A 21,761-nucleotide genomic window follows, 5' to 3' on the forward strand; every position below is an offset into this window, starting at 1 on the left:
TTTAAAGCTCCTTCAACTTTGCGATGATTTGTTTAGGCGAAATCGTGCGCCCATTTGCTTGACCAAAGAAATGCACTTTTCTTTGCATAACCCTTTCAATCTCTTCTAAATACTGCCCTTTATTCAATTCAATCACAAGGATTTTCTCGTATTTATCCCCTATTTCTTTCAATCGTTTGTTAGGGCTTGGCCATAAGGTCTTAGGTCTAAAGAAACCAACTTTTTGCTTACTCTCTTTTTTGTAATCTTTTAAAGCTTCTTTGACCGCTAAAGAAACAGAACCATAAGCAATAATGACAATATCAGCCCCCTCTAAATCCATTTCTTCATTTTCGTTGATAATATCTTGCTTAGATTCAATCTTATTGAATAATCTGTCCATTAAATCCCCACCAATTTTGGCATCTTCAGTAGGAAAACCAATAGGCCCATGGTGTAAGCCTGAAACATGGTAGCGATAGCCCTTAAAGAAAGGATTTAAAATGGCTGGTTCATCTTGATTTACCCCATAAGGCTTATAGTCTTTTTTATCGCCCATAAATTCCTTACGATTGATAGTCATTTTTTGCACTTCTTCTAAAGTAGGAATTTGCACCTTACCATACATATGCCCTACGGTCTCATCCATAAGTAAGAATACCGGAGTCATTAACATTTCAGCTAGATTAAACGCTCTAATAGTCTCTGTATAAGCTTCTTGTAAACTAGCAGGAGCTAGTGCAACTGATTTAAAATCCCCATGGATTGGGTGCTTTAAGAAATTTACATCACCTTGTGCTACACGAGTAGGCATACCGGTTGATGGACCTGAACGCATTACATCAACAATGACTAAAGGAATTTCTGCCATAAAGCCATAGCCAATTTGCTCTACTTTTAATGAAATACCCGGTCCTGAGCTTGCTGTCATAGACTTAGTCCCACTCATGCTCGCCCCTAAAGCTACACTAATCCCACTGATTTCATCTTCCATTTGGATAAAATGCCCACTATGCTTAGGTAAGGCAACACTCATCGCATGCATAATATCCGAGCTTGGTGTGATAGGATAGCCTCCAAAAAATCTACACCCCACTTCAATAGCCGCTTTGGCTACCAACTCATTTCCATCAGAAATAATCTCACGCATTACTTGCCTCTCCCTTCTAAAATAGTCTCTTCTAAGAGCATGTAGTGATTTTCTTTAACTTTATCACGGCGTGCCTCTGCCTCTTTAGAAACTTTAGCAAATTTAAAGTCCTTCCTATCAGCTACATAAATTGCAAAATCAGGGCAGTGCAACTCACATTGTGTGCAACCTATGCAACTCTCAGGATAAGCTACTTTTGCTACCTTGCCAAGCACCCTTTCTTTTTCAACTCCCATGCCAAGAACCCCAGCAGGACACACAGATACGCAAATATCACAACCCTTACAGCGGTCTTCATTTACCCAAACAGGAACACCATCAGGTGCACTCATTTTAGCCATTCAATCTCCTTCATGTCAAAGCCTATCAAAAAAATATGATTTGAACTTCTAACAATCAAAATTTTGCTTAAAATTGTAGCAAGGCTTGTTAAATAAATTCTAAAATTATTTAATAATAAGAACAGAAAATTAAAATGTGAAAATACTTAACACTTTTTTTCAAAGATAATAAAAAAAGAAACTTTTAATCTAAATTTTAAAATTAAAAATGATTATTAGAAATCTTAATATTATTCAAATGCTCTTTATAGGTCGCACTAAAAGCATGCTTTTTGTTAGGCATTTTTACAAAATACAAAAAATTAGTCTCTTTAGGAAAAACAACCGCCCTAATAGCCTCTATACTCACACTTCCTACAGGATTTTTAGGCAACCCCTTAAATTTATAGGTATTATAGGGGGTATTGTCTTGTTGCACTCGTTCTTTGGTAATTTTAGTATGAGAAAACTCTTGGTAATTCAAAGCCCCATCCATTTGCAAGGGCATATTCTTTTTCAAGCGATTAAAAATCACGCTTGCAATAATAGGCATTTCTTCAATATTGGCAGCTTCTTTTTGCACAATAGAAGCTAGAATGATTTTTTCAAACCACTCTTCTTTATGGTAGTATCCAAGCCATTCTTTACTCAAACTTTCATGTTTTTTCATAGACTGCTTAACTAAAGTCTGCATAATTTGATTAGCATCTTGTCCTAAAAGTAAACTATAGGTGTTAGGAAAAATGACACCATCTTCTAAAACATGCCCATTTAATCGTGGTGCAATGCTTTCATATGCCATATTTAGAAGTTCTACTTCTATATTGTAAGCGGAACTCAACGCTTGGGTAAAAAAGTAGCGGGTTTCTCCGGGAATTAGCGTGATATTTTTACTTGCCATTTTTCCCTCAACCAAACGGGCTAAAAAATCCCCTTTTCTTAAAACATTAGCCCCCATATCAATGTAGCCCTTTTTAGGCGAACCAAAGATTTTTAACAGCACCTTATCTAGTCCATTCACATCTATGCCACTAGCTTGCAAAGAATGCAACACTTTATTTAAAGAACCTGAAGGAACAACGATGATTTTCTTGGAATAAATTGGTATACTTAGATAAAAAAGAATGGAAATGAAGAAAAGAAAGCACGCATCTAAAAAGGTATTTAATGTAGTTATTCTTTTTGTAGTGGTGCTTACTCTCTTATGTGTCATACATAAAACCCTTTCTAATGGTCTCCATATACAGAATTTAAAAATCGGCAAACTTGGTATTTCAGAATTATATCTAAAGCTTGATAATAAACTTTCTTTAAATATCAATAGCATTGACTTATCCTCTCTTTTAAATAAAAAATCAGATGGCGACCACCACTTAGATGTGAATGACTTAATCAAAAGCATTCGCTATGGCATTTGGGCAGTTTCATATTTTGAAAAATTTAAAATTAAAGAAATCATTTTAGATGCTAAAAATAAAGCTCGCATTTTTTTTGATGGGCATAAATATGAATTAGAATTTCCCGGAGTTAGAGGCGAATTTTCCCTAGAGGATAGTAAAAATATCAAACTTAAAATCATTGAATTGCTTTTTAAAGACATTAAAATTCAAGTAGATGGAAGCGCACACTATTCACCTAAAGCTAAAAAAATGGCTTTTCATTTTATCGTTAAGCCTTTAGATGAACCAAGTGCTACGCTCTATTTACAAGGGCTAACCGATTTAAAAACCATAGAATTAAAAGCCAATACCTCAAAAATGAAAAGCATTGCCTTTTTAAAACCTCTTTTCCAAAAACAATCTCAAAAGACTTTAAAAACATGGATTTTTGACAAAATTCAATTCTCTAGCCTTAAAATTGAAAATGCCTTAATTAAAGCCAATTTAGCTAAAAATAAACTTCTCCCCTCACTTTTAGAAAACTCCTATGTAAAAGCGACTATTACTAATTCTTCCATATTATTTAATGATGGTTTATCGCCAATTAAAATCAACAAAGCTGAACTTGTTCTTAAAGACAAACAACTGCTAATAGAGCCTCAAAAAATCACTTATGAAACTATGGACTTAGCCGGCTCTAACGCTATTTTATCTAACATGCTAACAGCATCTAAACTAGAAATCTTTCTAAGAACTAAGCCTGATTATTATGGCGATACGATTAAAGACTTATTGAGTGCATATAAAATCACTCTGCCTTTAGATAAAATCAGCACCCCATCAAGCGCTGATTTAAAACTAACTTTGCAATTTTTAAAGAACATGCCACCCCTTTTTAGCGTGCAAGGCAATGTAGAATTACAAGAAGGGAGCTTTTTACTTTACAATATCCCCCTTTACACACAGAGTGCTGATATTGATTTAGATATTACTCCAGAATACCAATACATCTATATAGATACTATCCACACTCGCTATGAAAACATGTTAGACCTAGACGCTAAAATCGCTTTGGATATTCACAAAAAAAAGCTTTCTATTGAATCTCAAGTTCATAAAATACAGCTTAATACTAATAACAATATCAACATGCGTTCTTATAGCTTAAGCAATGCTGAAGATGATATAAGACCTAGTTTTGCCTTAGATTTAAAAAGCTTGCACTCCATTATTCAAGCAGGCGAAAATTCAGCCATTTTTAGAAGAAAAATCATAGACACCATTAAAGCTCAAAGCGAAGATAAATTCAGCAAGAATGTGTTTTATGCTACGCAAGATACCCTTAAAAGCCTTTCTTTAAGCTTTGATTTTTCTGACCCAACACATATGCAATGGAATGTCCCTGAATTGTTATTGGAGGGTGAATTTAAAAATAATGCTTATATCTTTAGACTCAAGGATTTGAAAAAAATCAAGCCCTACTCCCCCATTATGAATTATTTCACTTTAGAAGATGGCTCTTTAGAGGTCTCTACAAGCGATTTTTTAAATATTGATTTTTTAGCTAAAGACTTGAAAGTAGATTTGCCCGCTTATCGCGCCGACGGCTCGCATATCAATATGCTTTCCTTGCTTGGCTCTATCAATAAAGATGAAATTTATGTTTATACTCCCAATAAAAATGTGTCTGTAATGATAAAAGGAGACCAAAAGGATATTGTCATCAATAATATTGATTTTAATATTGATGAATTTTTAGATAGCAAAATGCCAGCCATTGTTAAATTGCTCTCAAAAGAGCGTAGAGAAAAGCCCACGCCAAAAGAAATCCATGATGAAGACATTTTCATAGCTGCTAAACAACGCTATGAAAAAGCTCGTAAAATTATTCCTATAGCGACACATATTCAAGCTAAAGACATTGTTTTAGTGTATAAAAAAATGCCTATCCCTTTAGAAAACCTTGACATAGTCGCTCAAGATAATAGAGTAAAAGTAGATGGTAATTATAAAAATGGCATGATTTTTGCAGACTTAGTGCATGGAGCTTTGTATCTTAAAGCCCATAATTTTAGTGGGGATTTTATCAACTCAGTCTTACAAAAAGATTTTGTAGAAGGGGGGCTATACACTCTTATTGGAACCTTTAAAGACCAAGTTTTTAATGGCGAATTAAAAGTTCAAAATACAAGCTTAAAAAATTTCGCTCTCATGCAAAATATGGTCAATCTTATCAACACTATTCCTTCGCTTATTGTTTTTAGAAACCCTCATCTAGGAGCGAATGGCTATGACATTAAAAAAGGTTCCATTGTTTTTGGAGTTACTAAACAATATTTAGGACTAGAACAAATCAATCTCGTTGGAAAAACCTTAGATATTGTAGGCAATGGCATCATAGAACTAGACAGAAACAAACTAGATTTAAATTTAGAAGTTTCTACTATCAAAGCTTTAAGCAATGTTATCAGTAATATCCCTATTGTGGGGTATCTCATCTTAGGTAAAAATGGAAAAATCTCTACTAATGTGAGTGTGAAAGGCACGCTAGATAATCCTACTACTAAAGTTACTCTAGCAAAAGACATTGCCCAAGCCCCCTTAAAAATTCTACGCCGTATTTTTACACCCATTGATGTGATTGTAGAAGAAATCAAAAAGAATATTAGAGAAAAAGAAAGGAAGTAAAATGACTTTAAACGAGGCTCAAAAAAACCAACAATACGAAATTATAGAAATTACTAACTGCGATGAAGGATTAAAAAAACGCTTTTTATCTTTTGGTATTTTTAATGGAGTAGTTTGCACTTTATTGCACCATTCTATGCAAAAAGCTACGCTTTCTATTAAAATCAATCATATTCAAGTGGCTTTAAGAGTTCATGAGGCTAAATGTCTTATTGTTAAACCTCTAGAGAATTTAAAATGAGCTTAAAACGCACTAAACGCTACCAAAAAGCCTTAAAAATCAAGGAATTACTTTTAGCCCATTATCCAAATTTAACCACAGAATTACATCATAAAAACCCCTATGAATTGCTAGTGGCTACCATTTTAAGCGCGCAATGCACAGACGCTAGGGTTAATAGCATAACGCCAAAACTTTTTGAAACCTATCCAAGCGTGCAAGATTTAGCCCTAGCTCCTTTAGAAGAAGTTAAAGAAATCATTAAATCTATTTCTTACTTCAATAATAAAAGCGAACATTTAATTAAAATGGCGCAAAAAGTAGTGAGAGATTTTAAAGGGATAATCCCTTCAACCCAAAAAGAATTGATGAGCTTAAATGGCGTGGGACAAAAAACCGCTAATGTGGTGCTATCAGTGTGTTTTAACGCTAATTATATGGCAGTAGATACTCATGTGTTTCGCACCTCACACCGCTTGGGGCTAAGCAAGGCTAATACACCTATAAAAACTGAAAATGACTTGAATGAACTTTTTGAAACAGAACTTTCTAAACTTCATCATGCATTCATTTTATTTGGGCGTTATACTTGTAGGGCTAAAAATCCGCTGTGTGAAAAATGTTTTTTGCAAGAATTTTGCGTTTCTAAGAAAAGTTTTAAAGCTTAATAGCTTTGATTTATTGCAAGAATTATAGTATCATTAAGCTTTAGAGTCAGAGTAAATTATAAATCTTGAAAGAAGTAAATTTCCATGCCAGAAAAATCAGAGGTCAGTAGATTAGAAGTCATAGAGAGAGAAAAAGCTCATAAAGAAAAAGAGCTTGAGCTTTCCACTTATTTAGAAGAACTAATCCATGACTATAAAGGTTTATTGGATATGGAAGTGGTGTTTAGTGCGGAGTTAGGTTCTACACAAATCCCTCTTTTACAAATCTTACGCTTTGAAAAAGGCTCTGTCATTGATTTGCAAAAGCCAGCTGGGGAGAGTGTGGATACCTTTGTAAATGGGCGTGTTATAGGCAAGGGCGAGGTCATGGTATTTGAGCGTAACTTAGCGATTCGTTTGAATGAAATTCTTGATTCTAACGCCATTGTATATTACTTAGCTAAAAATTCATGAGAATTTTATCCTTGCTATTGAGTGCTTTTTTTATGCTGTTTGCTGAAGAGACAAAGCCATTAACCTTACAAGATAATACTCCTATTAAACTTGTTGATTGGCAAAACACTCTTATAGACATTCAACCTAATTTCACTAACTCCACAAGCTCTAAACCCCCACTTCTTTTAAAAGCTGTGCAAACCACACTTAGCTTTGAAAAACCCATAGATAAAACCCCCAAAATTGTAGATGCTGAGGGGCAAAAGGTTATCGTGCTAAAGGGCGTGAGTATTGACTCTAAAAAGACTATGGAATTTTCTCTAGCCTCTCTAAAATCTTTGGAAATTTTTTCTTATCAAAATGATTTGTATCTCTTGTCTCAAAAGGCTAAAAGTCCCTTAGATTTAGAAATTCAAGCACTCAAAAGCAAGGATTCTAAACAAGTGCGCTTTGTATTTGTGCCTAAAGGTTTTAGCATAATCTCTCACAACTCTCAAACGACACTTAACACAGAAAATAAAGAGTCAATAACAAAAGAGCTAACCCCAACGCTTTCGCCCAAAGAAGTGCGAGTGGAAAGTCCTTTGAATGCGCTTGGATTAAAAAACCCTTTAGATTTAAGCCATCAAGCGTATAAGGTTCTAGGCGTGATTGTTGTCTTGTTAATTACTCTATATTTTGTTAGAAAAAAGTTTATTACTGAAAAGTTACCCTTAAGTAAAGGGGCTAAACTAGAGATAAATACTATAAAACAAATTGATGCACGCCATAAAATTATTTCTATAGATATAGAATGGGAACGCTATCTCGTGCTACTTAGCGACAAACATAGCTTACTTTTAGGAAAGGTCAGTCTCAAGCCGTCTAAAGAAGCTCTTATTAAAGAAGCTGAACTTAATGTTAAGAATTCAAAATTAGGAAATTTATATGCCAGATATTTCTAAGCCACAGCCTAAATTAGGGCGTAATTTTGACCCTGTTGATTATTCTAATAGGAATTTTTTCTTCTCTTTGCTCTTGTCTTTATTATTGCATGCACTGATTTATTTTCTTTTTCAGTATAGTGCTAAAATACTTGGTCCAAGCAACAAAAAGTTAGTTAAAGTCGACCCTAGCAATTTGCTTGTTTTAAAAAGAGGGCATTCACAAGACCCAAGCAAGAACCAACCCGGAGCTCCAAAGCCAACGCTATCTGGTCCTAAACAACCCCCTACTCCACCAACTCCGCCCACGCCTCCTACCCCACCAAAGCCTCAACCCAAGCCTAAGCCAAAACCCAAGCCTAAGCCTAAGCCAAAACCTACTCACCATAAAGCACTTAAGAAAGTAGAAAAAGTAGAAGAGAAAAAAATTGAAAAAGTAGAAAAAAAGGTTGAGAAAAAACCTATTGAGAAAAAACCTGTTGAGAAAAAGTTTGACCCCAACAAACTCTCTTTCTTGCCTACAGAGACCACACCTCCACAACAAGCAAGAAATGACAATAACAAAGGGCTAGACCAACAAACTAGAAAAGATATTGATGACTTATATGGCGAAGAATTTGGCGATTTAGGCACGGCTGAAAAAGATTTTATTAAGAGCAATTTGCGTGAAATTGGGCGTATCACACAAAAATATTTAGAATACCCCTCAGCTGCGGCTTATTTAGGACAAGATGGATTGAATGCGGTAGAATTTTACTTGCATCCTAATGGCGATATTACAGGTCTTAAAATTATCATTGGATCTGAATATAAAATGCTAGATGATAACACCTTAAAGACCATTCAAATTGCTTATAAGGATTATCCACGCCCCAAAACCACCACTTTAATCCGCATTAAAGTGCGTTATTTTATGTATCGCTAAAAAGGGGGGAGCTTTGCATTTAACTTTAAATGACCCAATAGACGCTCATTTGCATGTGCGTGAGGGAGAGATTTTAAAAGCAGTATTAAATTACTCTAGCGAGCCTTTTAGCTCTGCTGTGATTATGCCAAATCTCACTAAGCCCCTTATTGATACTCAAATTACACTTGATTATGAAAAAGAGATTTTAGAAAATTGTCAAAACTTTAAGCCTTTAATGAGTTTGTATTTTAATGATGATTTGAGTTTGAGCGAACTACAAAACGCTAAAGATCAAGGTATTAGACTTTTAAAACTCTATCCTAAAGGCATGACAACAAACGCTCAAAGTGGCACTTCTAATTTACTCAGTGAAAAAACCCTAGAAATCTTAGAAAACGCCCAAAAATTAGATTTTATCCTTTGTATTCATGCAGAACAAGAGGGTTTTTGTATGGATAGAGAGTTTTTATGCCATAGCACGATAGAAACCTTTGCTACCACTTTTCCTAAGCTTAAAATCATTTTAGAGCATTTAAGCGATAGGCGTAGCATTGATTTATTAGAAAAACATAAAAACCTTTATGCAACCTTAACATTGCACCACTTAAGCATGACTTTAGACGATTTACTAGGTCAAGCCTTAAATCCACATTGCTTTTGCAAACCTCTCATTAAAACCAAAGAAGACCAAAACGCTCTTTTGGCCCTTTCATTAAAAGCACATAAAAAAGTCTCTTTTGGCTCTGATAGCGCTCCACACTTAGTTTCTAAAAAACACAGCAATAAAGCTCCAGCTGGGATTTTTTCTGCACCCATTTTACTCCCTGCATTATGCGAACTTTTTGAGCGACACAACGCTTTAGATAATTTACAAGCTTTTGTGAGTGATAACGCTAAATTTATCTATGGGTTAAAAAACTTACCTAAAAAACAAGTTCTTTTAACTAAAGAGCCTTTTAAAGTTCCCACACATACTAATGATAAACAAATCTCTATTTTAAGGGGAGGCGAAACGCTTTCTTGGAAGATTCAAAGCATTTCTTAACGCTTAAAAATCTAGCGTTTTTTTTAACGCTTTTAAGCGTGCTAGTCATCATTGTTTATTGGCATAAAAACCCTAATTACGCCTTTATACATAATGAAAATATATCTGCTCAAAGCACACCCTATTTTTCAAAACTTGATATACCTAAGCCTAAAGAGGCTTTAATGGTGCATGCAAGCTCTCTTATAAGCTTACCTAATCAAACGCTCCTAGTAGCATATTTTAGTGGGACTAGAGAGGGGGCAAAAGATGTTAAAATTAGCGCTAATCTTTATGATTTTAAAACTAATCAATGGAGCAAAGCTTTTACCCTTTTAACTAGAGAATTACTCTCACAAAAAACCCATGAATACATTAAAAAACTAGGAAATCCCCTACTCTTTTGGCATCAAAATAAAATCATATTGTTTGTAGTAGGAGTGAGCATGGGCGGATGGGCAACTTCTAAAATCTACCAACTTGAAAGCCTCTCTATTGATAAACCTTTTCAATTTATAAGAAGTCTTCATTTAAGCCCTTTTTTAAATTTGAGCCATTTAGTAAGAACCAAACCCTTAAACACCACTGATGGCGGTTTTGTGCTACCACTCTATCATGAGTTAGCCACTCAATACCCTTTGTTATTAAAATTTGACGCTTTAGCCAAGCCTGTGCAACTTTTACGCCCCAATTCGCTCAACCACCAATTACAACCCTCAATCACACCTTTTAAAAATTGTGCCATAATGGCTTTTAGAAACCATAATTTTTTTGATTCATTGATGTTGCAAACTTGCACTTCCTTTAAAAAATGGCAACCCCCAATAACCACAAACCTTAAAAATTTAGACGATTCACTAAATTTATTCAACCTTAATCAAACGCTTTATCTAATCCATAATCCAGACAACCCTTCTTTACGCCGTCAAGAATTATTGCTTTCACAATTAACAAACCCAAGCACCTTTCATACTCTAAGCGTTTTAGACAAGAGCGAAGAAGTGAGTTACCCAAGCTCAATCATTAATGATGATTTTATAGACATTACCTACACTTATAACCGCAAAATGATTCGCCATATCCGCTTTAATTTAGCCTATCTCAATTCGCTTTCTTACACACACCCATGACTTCTGCCCTTTCTTTTTCGCTCGTATGGCTCGCTCTTATGCTTTCTTTTTTTAAAAACCAAGCTTTTAAGATTAAATTTTTCTTTTCTGTTTTTATTTTGATACTCAGCAATATCCCCATTATCTACCATTTATCCTTAAACCAATGGGCATTAAGCTTTATATCTCCTTTAAGCACTTTTAGCACGCTTATAATATTCGCTTATGTAGGATTTTTTTTCAATCTCTTTAAAAAAGCTCCTTTAGATAATTTCTATTCTAATCTTATCATTGCGTGTTTTAGCCTACTATTATTAAGCGATATTTTAGGTTTTTTATCTTTTTCAATCTATCATCACTTTTATATTTCGGTAGGTTTTGCAGGAATTTTTTGTGCGTTCTTATTTTTAAGTAATTCCTTGCTAGGCTTTTTAGCCCTTTTAGCACTCCTTAGCTATATATTCTCAACCAATTTGCAACTCTTAGATACCTTATTTGATGCCCCCTTATTCCTTATCTCTTGCTTAAATCTTTTATATTGTTATAAAAAAAGGTTATAATAAATCCTATGAAAACTTTATTACACCCTTTATCCCAACTCTTTTTAAAAGGTTTTTATTTCACCTTTTTTATGAGCTTGTTGTTTGTTTTTAATCGTATAGGCTTTATCCTTTATACCGGTTTTTACAAAAAAGCTTTGCAAGAGGCTAGTTTAGGCGATATAATAAAGGTCTTACTAGATGGGGGTAAATACGATAATCGTGTCGTGGCAACTATGGCGATTATTTTTATGGTGGTGGGGCTTTTCTCACTATTCAATCCTCAACGCCAAAATAAAACCCTTAATTTTTTTGCTTGTTTTTCTTTGGGTCTTGCCCTATTTTTTAACATAGCTAATATAGTCTATTATGGCATTTATGGCAATGTCTTTGATGAAAATTTACTAGAAGTGTTATTTGAAGACAAACTCACACTTTTGAGCATGGGATTAAGTGGGGAATACCCTATTATCTCTAGCTTTATACTCTTTTTGGGGCTTTTAGGGGTAGTCTTTTTTATCTATCTCAAGCTCCAAAAAATTCTTTTTTCAAAAATGACCTTTTTAAACACTTTCTTTAATGCAAGCAATATAAAAGTTTCAAAAACCCTTGGCTTATTTTTAAGCTTTTCGCTTTGCATGATGCTTTATATTAATGCCCAATTTAGCTTTGTTGGCGCGTCTTTAGATTTTCATCTTGAACCGGTCAAAGACCCATTTTTACGCAAAATCACTCCGGGGGCTTTCCGTAGCTTTTATCTAGTGGTGCGAAACTACAGACGCAGTCATAATCTCAAGCTAAGCGATTTTACCAAAACCCCTTTATTAGAAGTCATTCAAAGCTATTTTAACACACAAGCTAACCCCCCTTATAATCTCTATGAGTTACTAACTCAAACAAGTTATAATAATTCTAATCAAAAAATTGAGCATGTTTTTTACATCATTTCAGAATCTCTAAGCTCATGGCATTTTGATAAAAAGTTTGATAGCATAGGGCTAACAAGTGCGTTACAAAATTTAGCCAAAGAAGAACATGGCTATATGCTCCCTACTTTTATTGAGAGTGCTCCACGCACCGTTAAAAGCCTAGATGTGCAAATCACGGGCTTACCCTATATCAACGATAACAATCTAGTAAACTCTGGGGTTGCTATGCCTAGCTTTCCTACAGCTATTGGCGTTCAAATGAAAAACTTAGGCTTTAAAAATAATTTTTATTATGCCGGTAGTGGCATTTGGAATAAACTAGATAGTTTCACTAAAAAACAAGGCTTTGATGCGCTCTATTTCAACACCCACTTACTAGAATACGCTAAAAATAAGCCCTACCCCAAACCCATAGAGAGTAATTGGGGTGTGCATGACAATATTTTATTTGATTATATTATAGATAATACAAACCCTAATGAAAAAACTTTCAGCATGGTGATGACTTTAAGTAATCATGTAACTAGAAATGTGAATCTTAAAGCTTTTGATGTGCCAATAGAAAAAATTCAGCATTTTGTAGAACAAACCCCAAAATCTGAGAACTTACCCAACGCTAATTTTTTAGGGCATGTCTATTGGTATGATAAAGTGGTGGTAAATTTTATTAAAAAAGCAAGTCAAAAATTCCCAAACTCGCTTTTTATCATTACAGGAGACCATTTTGATAGGAGCTATGAATACGCTAAAAATGACCTTTATACTATCAAATCTATCCCCCTCATTCTCTATGCCCCCACCTTAAAACCTAAAATGATTAGTGAAGTTGGCTCTCATCTAGACATCGCCCCAACCATTATAGAATTAGTCGCTCCTAAAGATTTTAAATTCGTAAGTTTTGGCAAGCCTTTATTTTCTAATAATATTGCAAATCCAAAAAGCCACCCTAATTATGCTCTTGGCTTTGAAGCGATTGCTACAAAAAATTATTTTTATAGCCCCTCTTTTAACTTCCGCTACCTAAATAACCAACAACCCTTAAAAGAAGATAAAATAACCGCTCCAAAGCTCTATCAGCAACTAGAATACATGAGAGCTATTAGCTGGTATTTACTCTATCAAGGGCAAGACATTCCTAAAAAGCCCTAAATAATGAATACTACTCAAACCTTAGAACCTTTTGATGTTATTTTAGATGCAAGAACTCCTAAAGAATTTGAAGAATCTCACATTCCTAACGCTTTAAATTTTCCGGTTTTTAGCAATGAAGAACACGCGCTTGTAGGCACAATTTATAAACAAGAATCGCCCCTAAAAGCACGCATTTTAGGCTCAAGCATAGCATGCAGAAATATCGCACAATTTTTAGAAAAAAGCCTTAATGACCCCACTACCGCACTACACCTTAAAAACAAGCTTTTAGTTTATTGCGCTAGAGGGGGTAAACGCAGTTCAGCACTTGGCATTATTTTAGAAGAAGTGGGCTTTCAAGTGCAAAAATTTGAAGGGGGCTATAAAACCTATCGCAACATAGTCTTAAATGAATTTAAAAAACCTTTTGTAAAACCATTAATCGTTTTAGACGGGCTAACCGGTTGTGGAAAAACAGAATTAATAGAGTATTTTTCTTCGTGGAGCATTGATTTAGAAAGATTAGCCAAGCATTATGGCTCTAGCTTTGGCAACCCTACAAACGCCAAACGCCCCACGCAAAAAATGTTTGAAAACCTTCTATATTACGAATTGCACTCTAAAAAACATGAACCGCTTTTATTGATAGAAAAAGAGCCAAAAGCCCTTGGAGGCTTGGTTATCCCTAATTCTATTTTTAGTGCCTATCAGCATTCCGTTCATACTATTTTTGTTAACGCCCCCTTAGAACACCGCATTAAACGCCTAGTTAGCATGTATTCCAACCTAAAAGATAGCGTTTTTAAAGAGGCAATAACAACCATTAAGCCCTACACCACTAAAGCTATTTTTGAAGATTTAAAACGCCTTTGGGAACATAGAGATTTAGAAAAAATCGCTGAGATTCTAACCACCAAATACTATGATTTAGTTTATAAAAAATCCCCTAGCTCTTATAGCATTACTTTTCATACTTTAGAACAAACAGCCAAAGAAATTCTAGCTATCAAAGCAGACATCTTGCAAAACACTCATCAATAAATTTTGGCTAAAAGAGTAATTTTTGCTAAAATAAGTCCGTTTTAATTTTAATCGTATTTAAAGGATAGCCGATATGGCAGATAAGGGCTGTGTTTTATTAGATGGACAAGCATTGGCTTGTTCTATAGAAGAAGACTTGAAAAATAAAATCCATACCATTACCTCAAATTCTAATAAATGCCCTAAACTAGCTGTTATTTTAGTGGGCAAAGACCCTGCGAGCGTTACTTATGTCAATATGAAAGTGAAAGCTTGCGAAAGGGTTGGCATGAAATTTGATTTGCAAACTTTAGAAGCTAGTATTACCCAAGAAGAGCTTTTAAAGCTTATCGCAACTTTTAATGCTAGTAACGATATTTCAGGAATTTTAGTTCAGCTCCCCTTGCCTAGTCATATTGACTCTAAAGAAGTTTTAGAGGCCATTGACCCAAATAAAGATGTAGATGGCTTTCATCCGCTTAATGTAGGCAGAGTTTGCACACAAAAAGAGGCGTTTTTACCAGCCACCCCTATGGGAGTTATGCGTCTTTTAGAACATTATCATATTGATGTGAAAGGCAAAGATGTAGCCATTATTGGAGCGAGCAATATTATTGGAAAACCCCTAAGCATGCTTATGTTAAATGCTGGTGCTACTATTAGTGTGTGTCATATCTTAACTAAAGATATTTCTCTTTATACCAAGAAAGCTGATATTGTATGCGTAGGAGTTGGCAAACCTAATTTAATTACTGCAGATATGCTTAAAGATAGTGCTATCGTTGTAGATATAGGCATTAATCGTTTAACCAATGGGCATATTGTTGGCGATGTAGATTTTGAAAACGCTAAGCAAAAAACGAGCTTTATCACTCCTGTGCCTAAAGGTGTAGGGCCTATGACGATAGTCTCACTCTTAGAAAACACTCTGTTAGCTTTTCAAAAACAACAAAATTTTTAAGGATTAGTTATTGATATGAAATTTTTACGCTCCCTTTATCAGTTTTGCTCTAGTTGGGTTGGAACAATTATCATTGTTTTATTGGTAGTCTTTTTTGTCGCACAAGCTTTTATTATCCCCTCTCGCTCTATGGTTGGCACACTTTATGAGGGCGATATGCTTTTTGTCAAAAAGTTTTCTTATGGCATACCCATTCCTAAAATCCCATGGATTGAACTCCCTATAATACCCGATTTTAAAAATAATGGACATTTGATAGAGGGCAAGCACCCTGAGCGTGGAGAGATTGTTGTTTTTATCCCTCCACATGAAAAAAAATCTTACTATGTTAAAAGAAATTTTGCTGTTGGGGGCGATGAGGTGCTATTTACCCAAGAAGGGCTTTATTTGTACCCTTTTGAAAGCGATGGCGATGAAAACTATATTGCTAAACATTTTCCTAACGCTCAAACCAAACAATTTATGGGAAAAACCTTTGTTTTAAACCCCTATGCCCCAAAACACCTAGGAATCCACTACCAAAAAAATAATGAAACCTTTAATGTAATGGAACAACTTGCCAATCAAGGCGGAGGTAATAGCTTGAGTATGCAACTTGTGCAAGTAGATGGCGAAAGCGTTTTTTACAAAAAGATTAACCCCAATGAGTTTTTTATGATAGGCGATAACAGAGATAATTCTAGCGATTCGCGCTTTTGGGGGAGTATTCCTTATAAAAATGTTGTAGGTTCGCCATGGCTTGTCTATTTCAGTCTTAACTTAAAAAATAGTTTGGAAGTTGATGCTGAAAATAATCCTAAAAAACGCTATTTGGTGCGTTGGAAACGCATGTTTAAGACCATAGATGCTTTAGAAAAAGCTCTCAAAAAAGAGCAGCAAAAGCCTCAGCCTATATCGCACCATTAAGATATTTTATGCCGTCGTGGGATTTTTCAATAGAAAGCATTCTTTTAACCCTCGTTAAAATTCTTGCTTTGTTAATTGCAATTATTGGGCATGAAATCATGCATGGTTATAGCGCTTTATTGTTTGGCGATACAAGTGCTAAAGATGCTAAACGCTTGAGCCTAAATCCTATTAGGCATTTGGATATGATGGGTTCTGTGCTTTTACCGGCTTTACTACTCATTTTTCAAGCCCCCTTTTTATTTGGGTGGGCTAAACCTGTTCCTATAGATATACGCCATATTGTATTAAAAAAGGGAGCTTTAGCTTGTGTAGTAGTGAGTTTAGCGGGCGTTATGTATAATTTTATTCTGGCAGTGGTTTTGGCACTAATAGCACATTTTGTTTTTCAAAGTTTTGGTGTTGTCAATTTAGGGCTTGAAAACTTAAAGCTTTGGCAACTTATATTGGTAACCTTTTTAGCTCAAGGCATGCTTTATAATATTATCTTAGGGATATTTAATAGCCTCCCTATTCCTCCATTAGATGGCTCAAAAGCACTTGGTTTTTTAGCCTTGCACTTTGGAAATACAAGCATATTGGCGTGGTTTTCTAAAATGGAGCGTTACTCTATGCTAGTTGTATTCTTATTTTTATTTATCCCTCAGTTATCAGAATTTTTTATCCATGCACCCACACGATTTTTATTTTCTTTCTTGCTATCTTGGTAAGAATTTTCAACACATATCTTTAATACTAAGGACTTCTTTATGAATACCCTACAAACTCCTCTAACTATCCATGAAATTTTTATTGGAAGCGACCATGCAGGCTATCAGCTTGCAACTTTTGTCAAGCAATTTTTAGAACAAAGAGATTTTAAGGTGCATGCCTTTTTAGCTAAAGAGCGAGTAGACTACCCTGATTATGCAAAAATTATTTGCGAAAAAACTTTATCTTGCGAACATAATTTTGGCATTTTAGTGTGTGCTACAGGAATTGGCATGAGTATGTCAGCCAATCGCTTTAAAGGCATTAGAGCAGCCCTTTGCACAGACATGTTTATGGCTAAAATGACTCGCTTACATAATAACGCTAATGTATTGTGTTTGGGCGAAAGGATTAGTGGCTTAGGAGTTGTAGAGAGCATTTTAGAGGCTTTCTTTTCTACAGATTTTGAGGGAGGCAGACATATAGAACGCACCCAAAAGATAGATAGAAATTAAAAAAGGAATTAAAAGAATTGTGCTAAAATTATCCACAATTCTTTTTAAGGGATAGTAATTTAAGATGTTTTCTCAATGGCTTTTATTTACCATTGCTATTGTTTTGGTGGTTTATATGGGTGTGCGAACTTTCTTTTTTAAAACTGTGGCTAAACGCCAAGAACGCACTACAGCCTCTATGAAACTCACCTTACAAGAGGCTGAAATTTTAATCCAAAAACACCAATTACAGCTTCAAAGGGCTTTAGGCAATATTGATATTCTCACTCAAGAAATGAGCTCTTTAAAAACAGAGTTAAAAACTCTCAAGCAACGCAACACACAATACAAAAGCGAATCAGACAAATACAAAAACCGCATTAAAGAATTAGAGCAAAAAATAGAGGCACTTCTATAAAAACGCTATAATATAATATAAAAATAGGTATTGAAGGATAAAAAACACAATGAATGAGGCTTTTAGAAACGAACTTTTACAACACATTAGAGAAGTCAAAGACTACCCAAAAAAAGGCATTTTATTCAAAGATATAACCACTCTTATTAATCATCATAAATTATTTAAAGAACTTATTGACAAACTTAAAAAACGCTATGAAAATACGCCACTTGACTTTGTGGTAGGCATTGAGGCTAGAGGATTTATTTTAGGCTCTGCTCTAGCTTATGCGCTTGGTGTAGGGTTTGTGCCTATTAGGAAAAAAGGCAAGCTCCCTAGTCAAACTATATCACAAACTTATGCGCTTGAATATGGCACAGACAGCATAGAAATGCACACCGATGCTTTTAGGGGGATTAAGGGGGCTAGAGTATTGCTTATAGATGATTTAATTGCTACAGGAGGCACAGCTCTAGCAAGCCTTAAAATGATAAAATCTTTGCAAGTTATATGTGTAGAGGCTTGTTTTTTACTAGGGCTTAGAGACTTACCCGGCATAAAACTCTTAGAAGACCAAGTCAAAACTTTTTGCGTGCTAGAATGCTAGTTGGATAAAACATGGAAGAGCATATTATCAATTTATGGAATCAGCATGCACCCACTTGGGGCTATTTGATTTTATTTGGTTGGAGTATCTTAGAAGGTGAGATTGGCTTAATTCTAGCTGGCATTGCAAGCTATACAGGACATATGCACTTGGGTTTAGCTATTTTAGTAGCAGGACTTGGAGGTTTTGCAGGCGATCAAATCTATTTTTATATTGGTCGCACTAACAAAACTTATATTCAAAAAAAGCTAGAAAAACAACGAAGAAAATTAGCATTAGCGCATTTATTATTACAAAAATACGGTTGGTTTATCATCTTTATCCAACGCTACATGTATGGCATGCGCACAATAATTCCTATCAGCATTGGATTAACTCGCTATAGTGCCTTAAAATTCGCACTTATCAACCTAGTTAGTGCGATGGTATGGGCAAGCATTACTATCATCTTAGCATGGCATTTAGGAGAAGAATTATTACAATCTTTGAGTTGGTTGAAAGAACACCCTTATATGCTATTATTGTTGTTGGCGTCTTTTTTGAGTTTAGTAATATGGTATTTCCAATATTACAGCAAAAAAGATAGGTAAATGTTTTATAATTTTGTAATTAAATTAAAGAGAGGTTATTTCAATGTTACACATTAAACTAGAATCTACAACATTTGAGAAAACGCATGCTGAGGCAAGCTTAGTTTTTATTTTCAATAAAGACCTTGAACATGCTTGGGTAAAAGATAAAGAAGTTTTTAAAACTTTTAACTATGAGGGCGAAGACACTTTTTTAGACCAAAAAAACAAAATTTTGTATGTAGGCGTTAAAGAAAATGACACCCACTTATTAAGGGAGGCTAGTTTTCAAGCTATTAGAGCCCTTAAAAAACTCCCTTTTAAAAGCGTGAAAGTGGGGGTTTATAATTGTCATAAACCTTATGCTGAAGATAAAGCGCTTTTAGAAAATCTCAAAGCACTCTTTTTGGGGCTAAAACTAGGCATGTATGAATATGATACCTATAAATCTAAGAAAAAAGAAGTCGCACTTAAAGAAGTTGTCGTGGCTTTAGATTTATATACTCCTTGCGAAAAAGCATGTTCTAAAACCTTGCATAAGGTTGCTGAAAGTGCTTTAGAGTATGCTAACATCTTAACAGAGAGCATGAATTTAGCTAAAGACTTAATCAATACTCCCCCTATGGTGGCTACTCCCATTTATATGGCTGAAGTGGCAGAGAAAGTTGCTAAAGAAAACCACCTAGAATTTCACGCCCATGATGAAAAATTCCTAGAAGAAAAAAAGATGAATGCTTTCTTAGCCGTTAATAAAGCATCTCTTTCTAGCAATCCCCCACGCTTAATCCATTTAGTTTATAAGCCTAAAAACGCTAAGAAAAAAATTGTGCTTGTAGGTAAGGGCTTGACTTATGATTGCGGAGGCTTAAGCTTAAAGCCCTCTGAATTTATGGTAACCATGAAAGCTGATAAAAGCGGTGGCTGTGCGGTTATTGGTATCCTAAATGCTTTGGCTAAACTCAAAGTAGATGCTGAAGTGCATGGCATTATTGGTGCCACAGAAAATATGATTGGTAAAGATGCTTATAAACCTGATGACATTCTTGTTTCTAAAGAGGGTAAAAGCATTGAAGTGCGTAATACCGATGCTGAAGGACGCTTAGTGTTAGCTGACTGCTTGAGCTATGCCCAAGATTTAAACCCTGATGTAATGGTAGATTTCGCTACTTTAACCGGAGCTTGCGTAGTAGGACTTGGACAATACACCTCTGCGGTTATGGGGCATGATGAGGCACTAAAAAGCGCGTTTGAAACAGCCGGACTAGAATCAGGCGAACTTTTAGCAAAACTTCCATTCAACCGCCATTTAGCTAAACTTATTGAAACTAAAATCGCTGATGTTTGCAACATTTCATCTTCACGCTATGGTGGTGCCTTGACAGCTGGATTATTCTTAAGCGAATTTGTGCGTGAAGAATACAAAGACAAGTGGCTACACATTGATATTGCAGGGCCTGCTTATGTAGAAAAAGAATGGGATGTCAATAGCTATGGAGCTAGTGGTGCTGGCGTTAGAGCATGTGTAGCATTCGTGCAAGACTTTTTGAAAAAGGCATAGAATGGGGCTTTCTGTAGGTATTGTTGGCTTGCCTAATGTAGGCAAGTCTAGTGCTTTTAACGCACTCACAAAAACCCAAAACGCTCAGAGTGCGAATTACCCTTTCTGCACGATTGAACCCAATAAAGCAATCGTAAATGTTCCTGACCCGCGCTTAGATGAACTCGCTAAGATTGTCAACCCTGAACGCATTTTATATTCTGTAGTAGAATTTGTAGATATTGCAGGATTGATTAAAGGGGCTAGTAAGGGCGAGGGATTAGGCAATCAGTTTTTAGCCAATATTAAAGAATGCGAAGTGATTTTACATGTAGTGCGTTGCTTTGAAGATGGCAATATCACGCATGTGAACGATAAAATTGACCCACTCAATGATATTGAAACGATTGAATTAGAGTTGATTTTAGCAGATATTGCCACTTTAGACAAACGCATTGAACGCTTGCAAAAATCGCTAAAAAGCTCCAAAGATGCTAAAAATCTTTTAGAATGTGCCTTGAGCTTAAAAACGCATTTAGAAGAGTTAAAGCCGGCTAAGTCTTTTAAAGAAAAAGATAGTGAGAGCTTTTTAGAATTAGATAAAGAATTGCGCTTTTTATCCAATAAAAAAATGATTTATGTGGCTAATGTCAATGAAGAAAATCTAAGCACTCTCAATGAACATGCCCTAAAAGTAGAAAATCATGCAAAAACTCAAAATTGCGAATTTGTTGTTTTATGTGCTAAGTTAGAAGAAGAAATGGTCTCTATGGACGAAAGAGAAGTGAAAGAATTTTTACAGAGTTTAGGAGCAGAAGAGAGCGGACTAGAAAAAACCATTCGCTTAAGCTTTAAAGAACTAGGTCTGATTAGCTATTTTACTGCTGGAGTTAAAGAAGTGCGTTCTTGGACAATCAAAAAAGGTAGTAGTGCACCTGTAGCTGCTGGGGTTATCCATAAAGATTTTGAAAAAGGTTTCATTAGGGCTGAAACGATTGCCTATGAAGATTTCATAACCCATAAGGGCGAATTAGGTGCGAAAGAAAAAGGAGCATTACGCATTGAGGGCAAAGACTATATCGTTCAAGATGGCGATATATTGCACTTCCGCTTTAATGTCTAATAAGGATTTTAAATCCGTTTTAAAAAAATCTATGTAGAATTAAGTGATGTTTG

General features: G+C 35.1%; 23 protein-coding genes. 20 read left to right on the forward strand and 3 right to left on the reverse strand.

The window, feature by feature from the left end:
• Position 1: 1 nt before the first annotated feature.
• From C6H25_RS00840 to mltG, 3 genes are all read right to left on the reverse strand, one after another.
• Complete coding sequence (locus tag C6H25_RS00840; protein ID WP_104747602.1) at positions 2 to 1,129, reverse strand: 2-oxoglutarate synthase subunit alpha; 1,128 nt, start codon at positions 1,127 to 1,129, stop codon at positions 2 to 4.
• Complete coding sequence (locus C6H25_RS00845; RefSeq protein ID WP_104747603.1) at positions 1,129 to 1,470, reverse strand: 4Fe-4S dicluster domain-containing protein; 342 nt, start codon at positions 1,468 to 1,470, stop codon at positions 1,129 to 1,131. Before C6H25_RS00845 ends, C6H25_RS00840 begins: the two co-directional genes overlap by 1 nt.
• A gap of 202 nt (positions 1,471 to 1,672) precedes the next feature.
• Positions 1,673 to 2,662 (reverse strand): endolytic transglycosylase MltG, encoded by a 990-nt coding sequence (mltG, locus tag C6H25_RS00850; protein WP_104747697.1) that lies wholly within the window; start codon positions 2,660 to 2,662, stop codon positions 1,673 to 1,675.
• On the opposite strand from mltG, the gene C6H25_RS00855 reads away from it, so the two are divergent.
• The 20 genes from C6H25_RS00855 (at position 2,580) to ychF (ending at position 21,708) form a co-directional block, all read left to right on the forward strand.
• Positions 2,580 to 5,516, forward strand: coding sequence for a DUF3971 domain-containing protein (locus tag C6H25_RS00855; protein WP_104747604.1), 2,937 nt, complete (start codon positions 2,580 to 2,582; stop codon positions 5,514 to 5,516). The two genes, mltG and C6H25_RS00855, sit on opposite strands and share 83 nt — an antisense overlap.
• A 1-nt stretch (position 5,517) precedes the next feature.
• Positions 5,518 to 5,757 carry a FeoA family protein gene (locus C6H25_RS00860; protein WP_104747605.1) on the forward strand — a complete coding sequence of 80 codons (240 nt, stop codon included), beginning with the start codon at positions 5,518 to 5,520 and terminating at the stop codon, positions 5,755 to 5,757.
• Entirely contained in the window at positions 5,754 to 6,404 is a 651-nt protein-coding gene (gene nth / locus C6H25_RS00865) for an endonuclease III (protein ID WP_104747606.1), read from the forward strand. Before C6H25_RS00860 ends, nth begins: the two co-directional genes overlap by 4 nt.
• 84 nt (positions 6,405 to 6,488) lie before the next feature.
• Positions 6,489 to 6,857, forward strand: a complete 369-nt coding sequence (fliN, locus tag C6H25_RS00870) for a flagellar motor switch protein FliN (RefSeq protein ID WP_104747607.1) — start codon at positions 6,489 to 6,491, stop codon at positions 6,855 to 6,857.
• Positions 6,854 to 7,783, forward strand: coding sequence for a hypothetical protein (locus C6H25_RS00875; RefSeq protein WP_104747608.1), 930 nt, complete (start codon positions 6,854 to 6,856; stop codon positions 7,781 to 7,783). Before fliN ends, C6H25_RS00875 begins: the two co-directional genes overlap by 4 nt.
• Positions 7,767 to 8,687 carry an energy transducer TonB gene (locus tag C6H25_RS00880; protein WP_104747609.1) on the forward strand — a complete coding sequence of 307 codons (921 nt, stop codon included), beginning with the start codon at positions 7,767 to 7,769 and terminating at the stop codon, positions 8,685 to 8,687. The genes C6H25_RS00875 and C6H25_RS00880 overlap by 17 nt, the downstream gene beginning before the upstream one ends.
• Before the next feature lie 13 nt (positions 8,688 to 8,700).
• Positions 8,701 to 9,714: a dihydroorotase gene (pyrC, locus tag C6H25_RS00885; protein ID WP_104747610.1), complete on the forward strand. Its 1,014-nt coding sequence runs from the start codon at positions 8,701 to 8,703 to the stop codon at positions 9,712 to 9,714.
• Positions 9,715 to 9,752: 38 nt separating this feature from the next.
• Positions 9,753 to 10,823: an exo-alpha-sialidase gene (locus C6H25_RS00890; protein WP_418904535.1), complete on the forward strand. Its 1,071-nt coding sequence runs from the start codon at positions 9,753 to 9,755 to the stop codon at positions 10,821 to 10,823.
• Positions 10,820 to 11,362, forward strand: coding sequence for a hypothetical protein (locus C6H25_RS00895; RefSeq protein WP_104747612.1), 543 nt, complete (start codon positions 10,820 to 10,822; stop codon positions 11,360 to 11,362). The genes C6H25_RS00890 and C6H25_RS00895 overlap by 4 nt, the downstream gene beginning before the upstream one ends.
• A gap of 8 nt (positions 11,363 to 11,370) precedes the next feature.
• Positions 11,371 to 13,419: an LTA synthase family protein gene (locus tag C6H25_RS00900; RefSeq protein WP_104747613.1), complete on the forward strand. Its 2,049-nt coding sequence runs from the start codon at positions 11,371 to 11,373 to the stop codon at positions 13,417 to 13,419.
• Positions 13,420 to 13,422: 3 nt separating this feature from the next.
• Positions 13,423 to 14,442 (forward strand): tRNA 2-selenouridine(34) synthase MnmH, encoded by a 1,020-nt coding sequence (mnmH, locus tag C6H25_RS00905; RefSeq protein ID WP_104747614.1) that lies wholly within the window; start codon positions 13,423 to 13,425, stop codon positions 14,440 to 14,442.
• Between the two features lie 73 nt (positions 14,443 to 14,515).
• Positions 14,516 to 15,382, forward strand: coding sequence for a bifunctional methylenetetrahydrofolate dehydrogenase/methenyltetrahydrofolate cyclohydrolase FolD (gene folD / locus C6H25_RS00910; RefSeq protein WP_104747615.1), 867 nt, complete (start codon positions 14,516 to 14,518; stop codon positions 15,380 to 15,382).
• A 15-nt stretch (positions 15,383 to 15,397) separates the two neighbouring features.
• A complete protein-coding gene (gene lepB, locus C6H25_RS00915; protein WP_104747616.1) occupies positions 15,398 to 16,288 on the forward strand; it encodes a signal peptidase I in 891 nt (296 codons plus the stop codon).
• 8 nt (positions 16,289 to 16,296) lie between these two features.
• Positions 16,297 to 16,998 carry a site-2 protease family protein gene (locus C6H25_RS00920; protein WP_104747617.1) on the forward strand — a complete coding sequence of 234 codons (702 nt, stop codon included), beginning with the start codon at positions 16,297 to 16,299 and terminating at the stop codon, positions 16,996 to 16,998.
• 39 nt (positions 16,999 to 17,037) lie between these two features.
• On the forward strand, positions 17,038 to 17,493 hold the full coding sequence (gene rpiB, locus C6H25_RS00925; RefSeq protein WP_104747618.1) for a ribose 5-phosphate isomerase B: 456 nt from the start codon (positions 17,038 to 17,040) through the stop codon (positions 17,491 to 17,493).
• A 64-nt stretch (positions 17,494 to 17,557) separates the two neighbouring features.
• The gene (locus C6H25_RS00930; RefSeq protein WP_104747619.1) at positions 17,558 to 17,890 is read left to right on the forward strand and encodes a hypothetical protein; all 333 of its coding nucleotides are present in this window, start codon (positions 17,558 to 17,560) and stop codon (positions 17,888 to 17,890) included.
• 49 nt (positions 17,891 to 17,939) lie between these two features.
• Entirely contained in the window at positions 17,940 to 18,479 is a 540-nt protein-coding gene (apt, locus tag C6H25_RS00935) for an adenine phosphoribosyltransferase (RefSeq protein WP_104747620.1), read from the forward strand.
• Between the two features lie 11 nt (positions 18,480 to 18,490).
• Positions 18,491 to 19,069: a DedA family protein gene (locus C6H25_RS00940; protein ID WP_104747621.1), complete on the forward strand. Its 579-nt coding sequence runs from the start codon at positions 18,491 to 18,493 to the stop codon at positions 19,067 to 19,069.
• 43 nt (positions 19,070 to 19,112) lie between these two features.
• Positions 19,113 to 20,606, forward strand: a complete 1,494-nt coding sequence (locus C6H25_RS00945; RefSeq protein ID WP_104747622.1) for a leucyl aminopeptidase — start codon at positions 19,113 to 19,115, stop codon at positions 20,604 to 20,606.
• 1 nt (position 20,607) lies between these two features.
• A complete protein-coding gene (gene ychF, locus C6H25_RS00950; protein WP_104747623.1) occupies positions 20,608 to 21,708 on the forward strand; it encodes a redox-regulated ATPase YchF in 1,101 nt (366 codons plus the stop codon).
• Positions 21,709 to 21,761 lie beyond the last annotated feature (53 nt).

Origin of the sequence: Helicobacter cetorum (assembly GCF_900198405.1) — a bacterium.
Lineage (GTDB): Bacteria > Campylobacterota > Campylobacteria > Campylobacterales > Helicobacteraceae > Helicobacter > Helicobacter cetorum_C.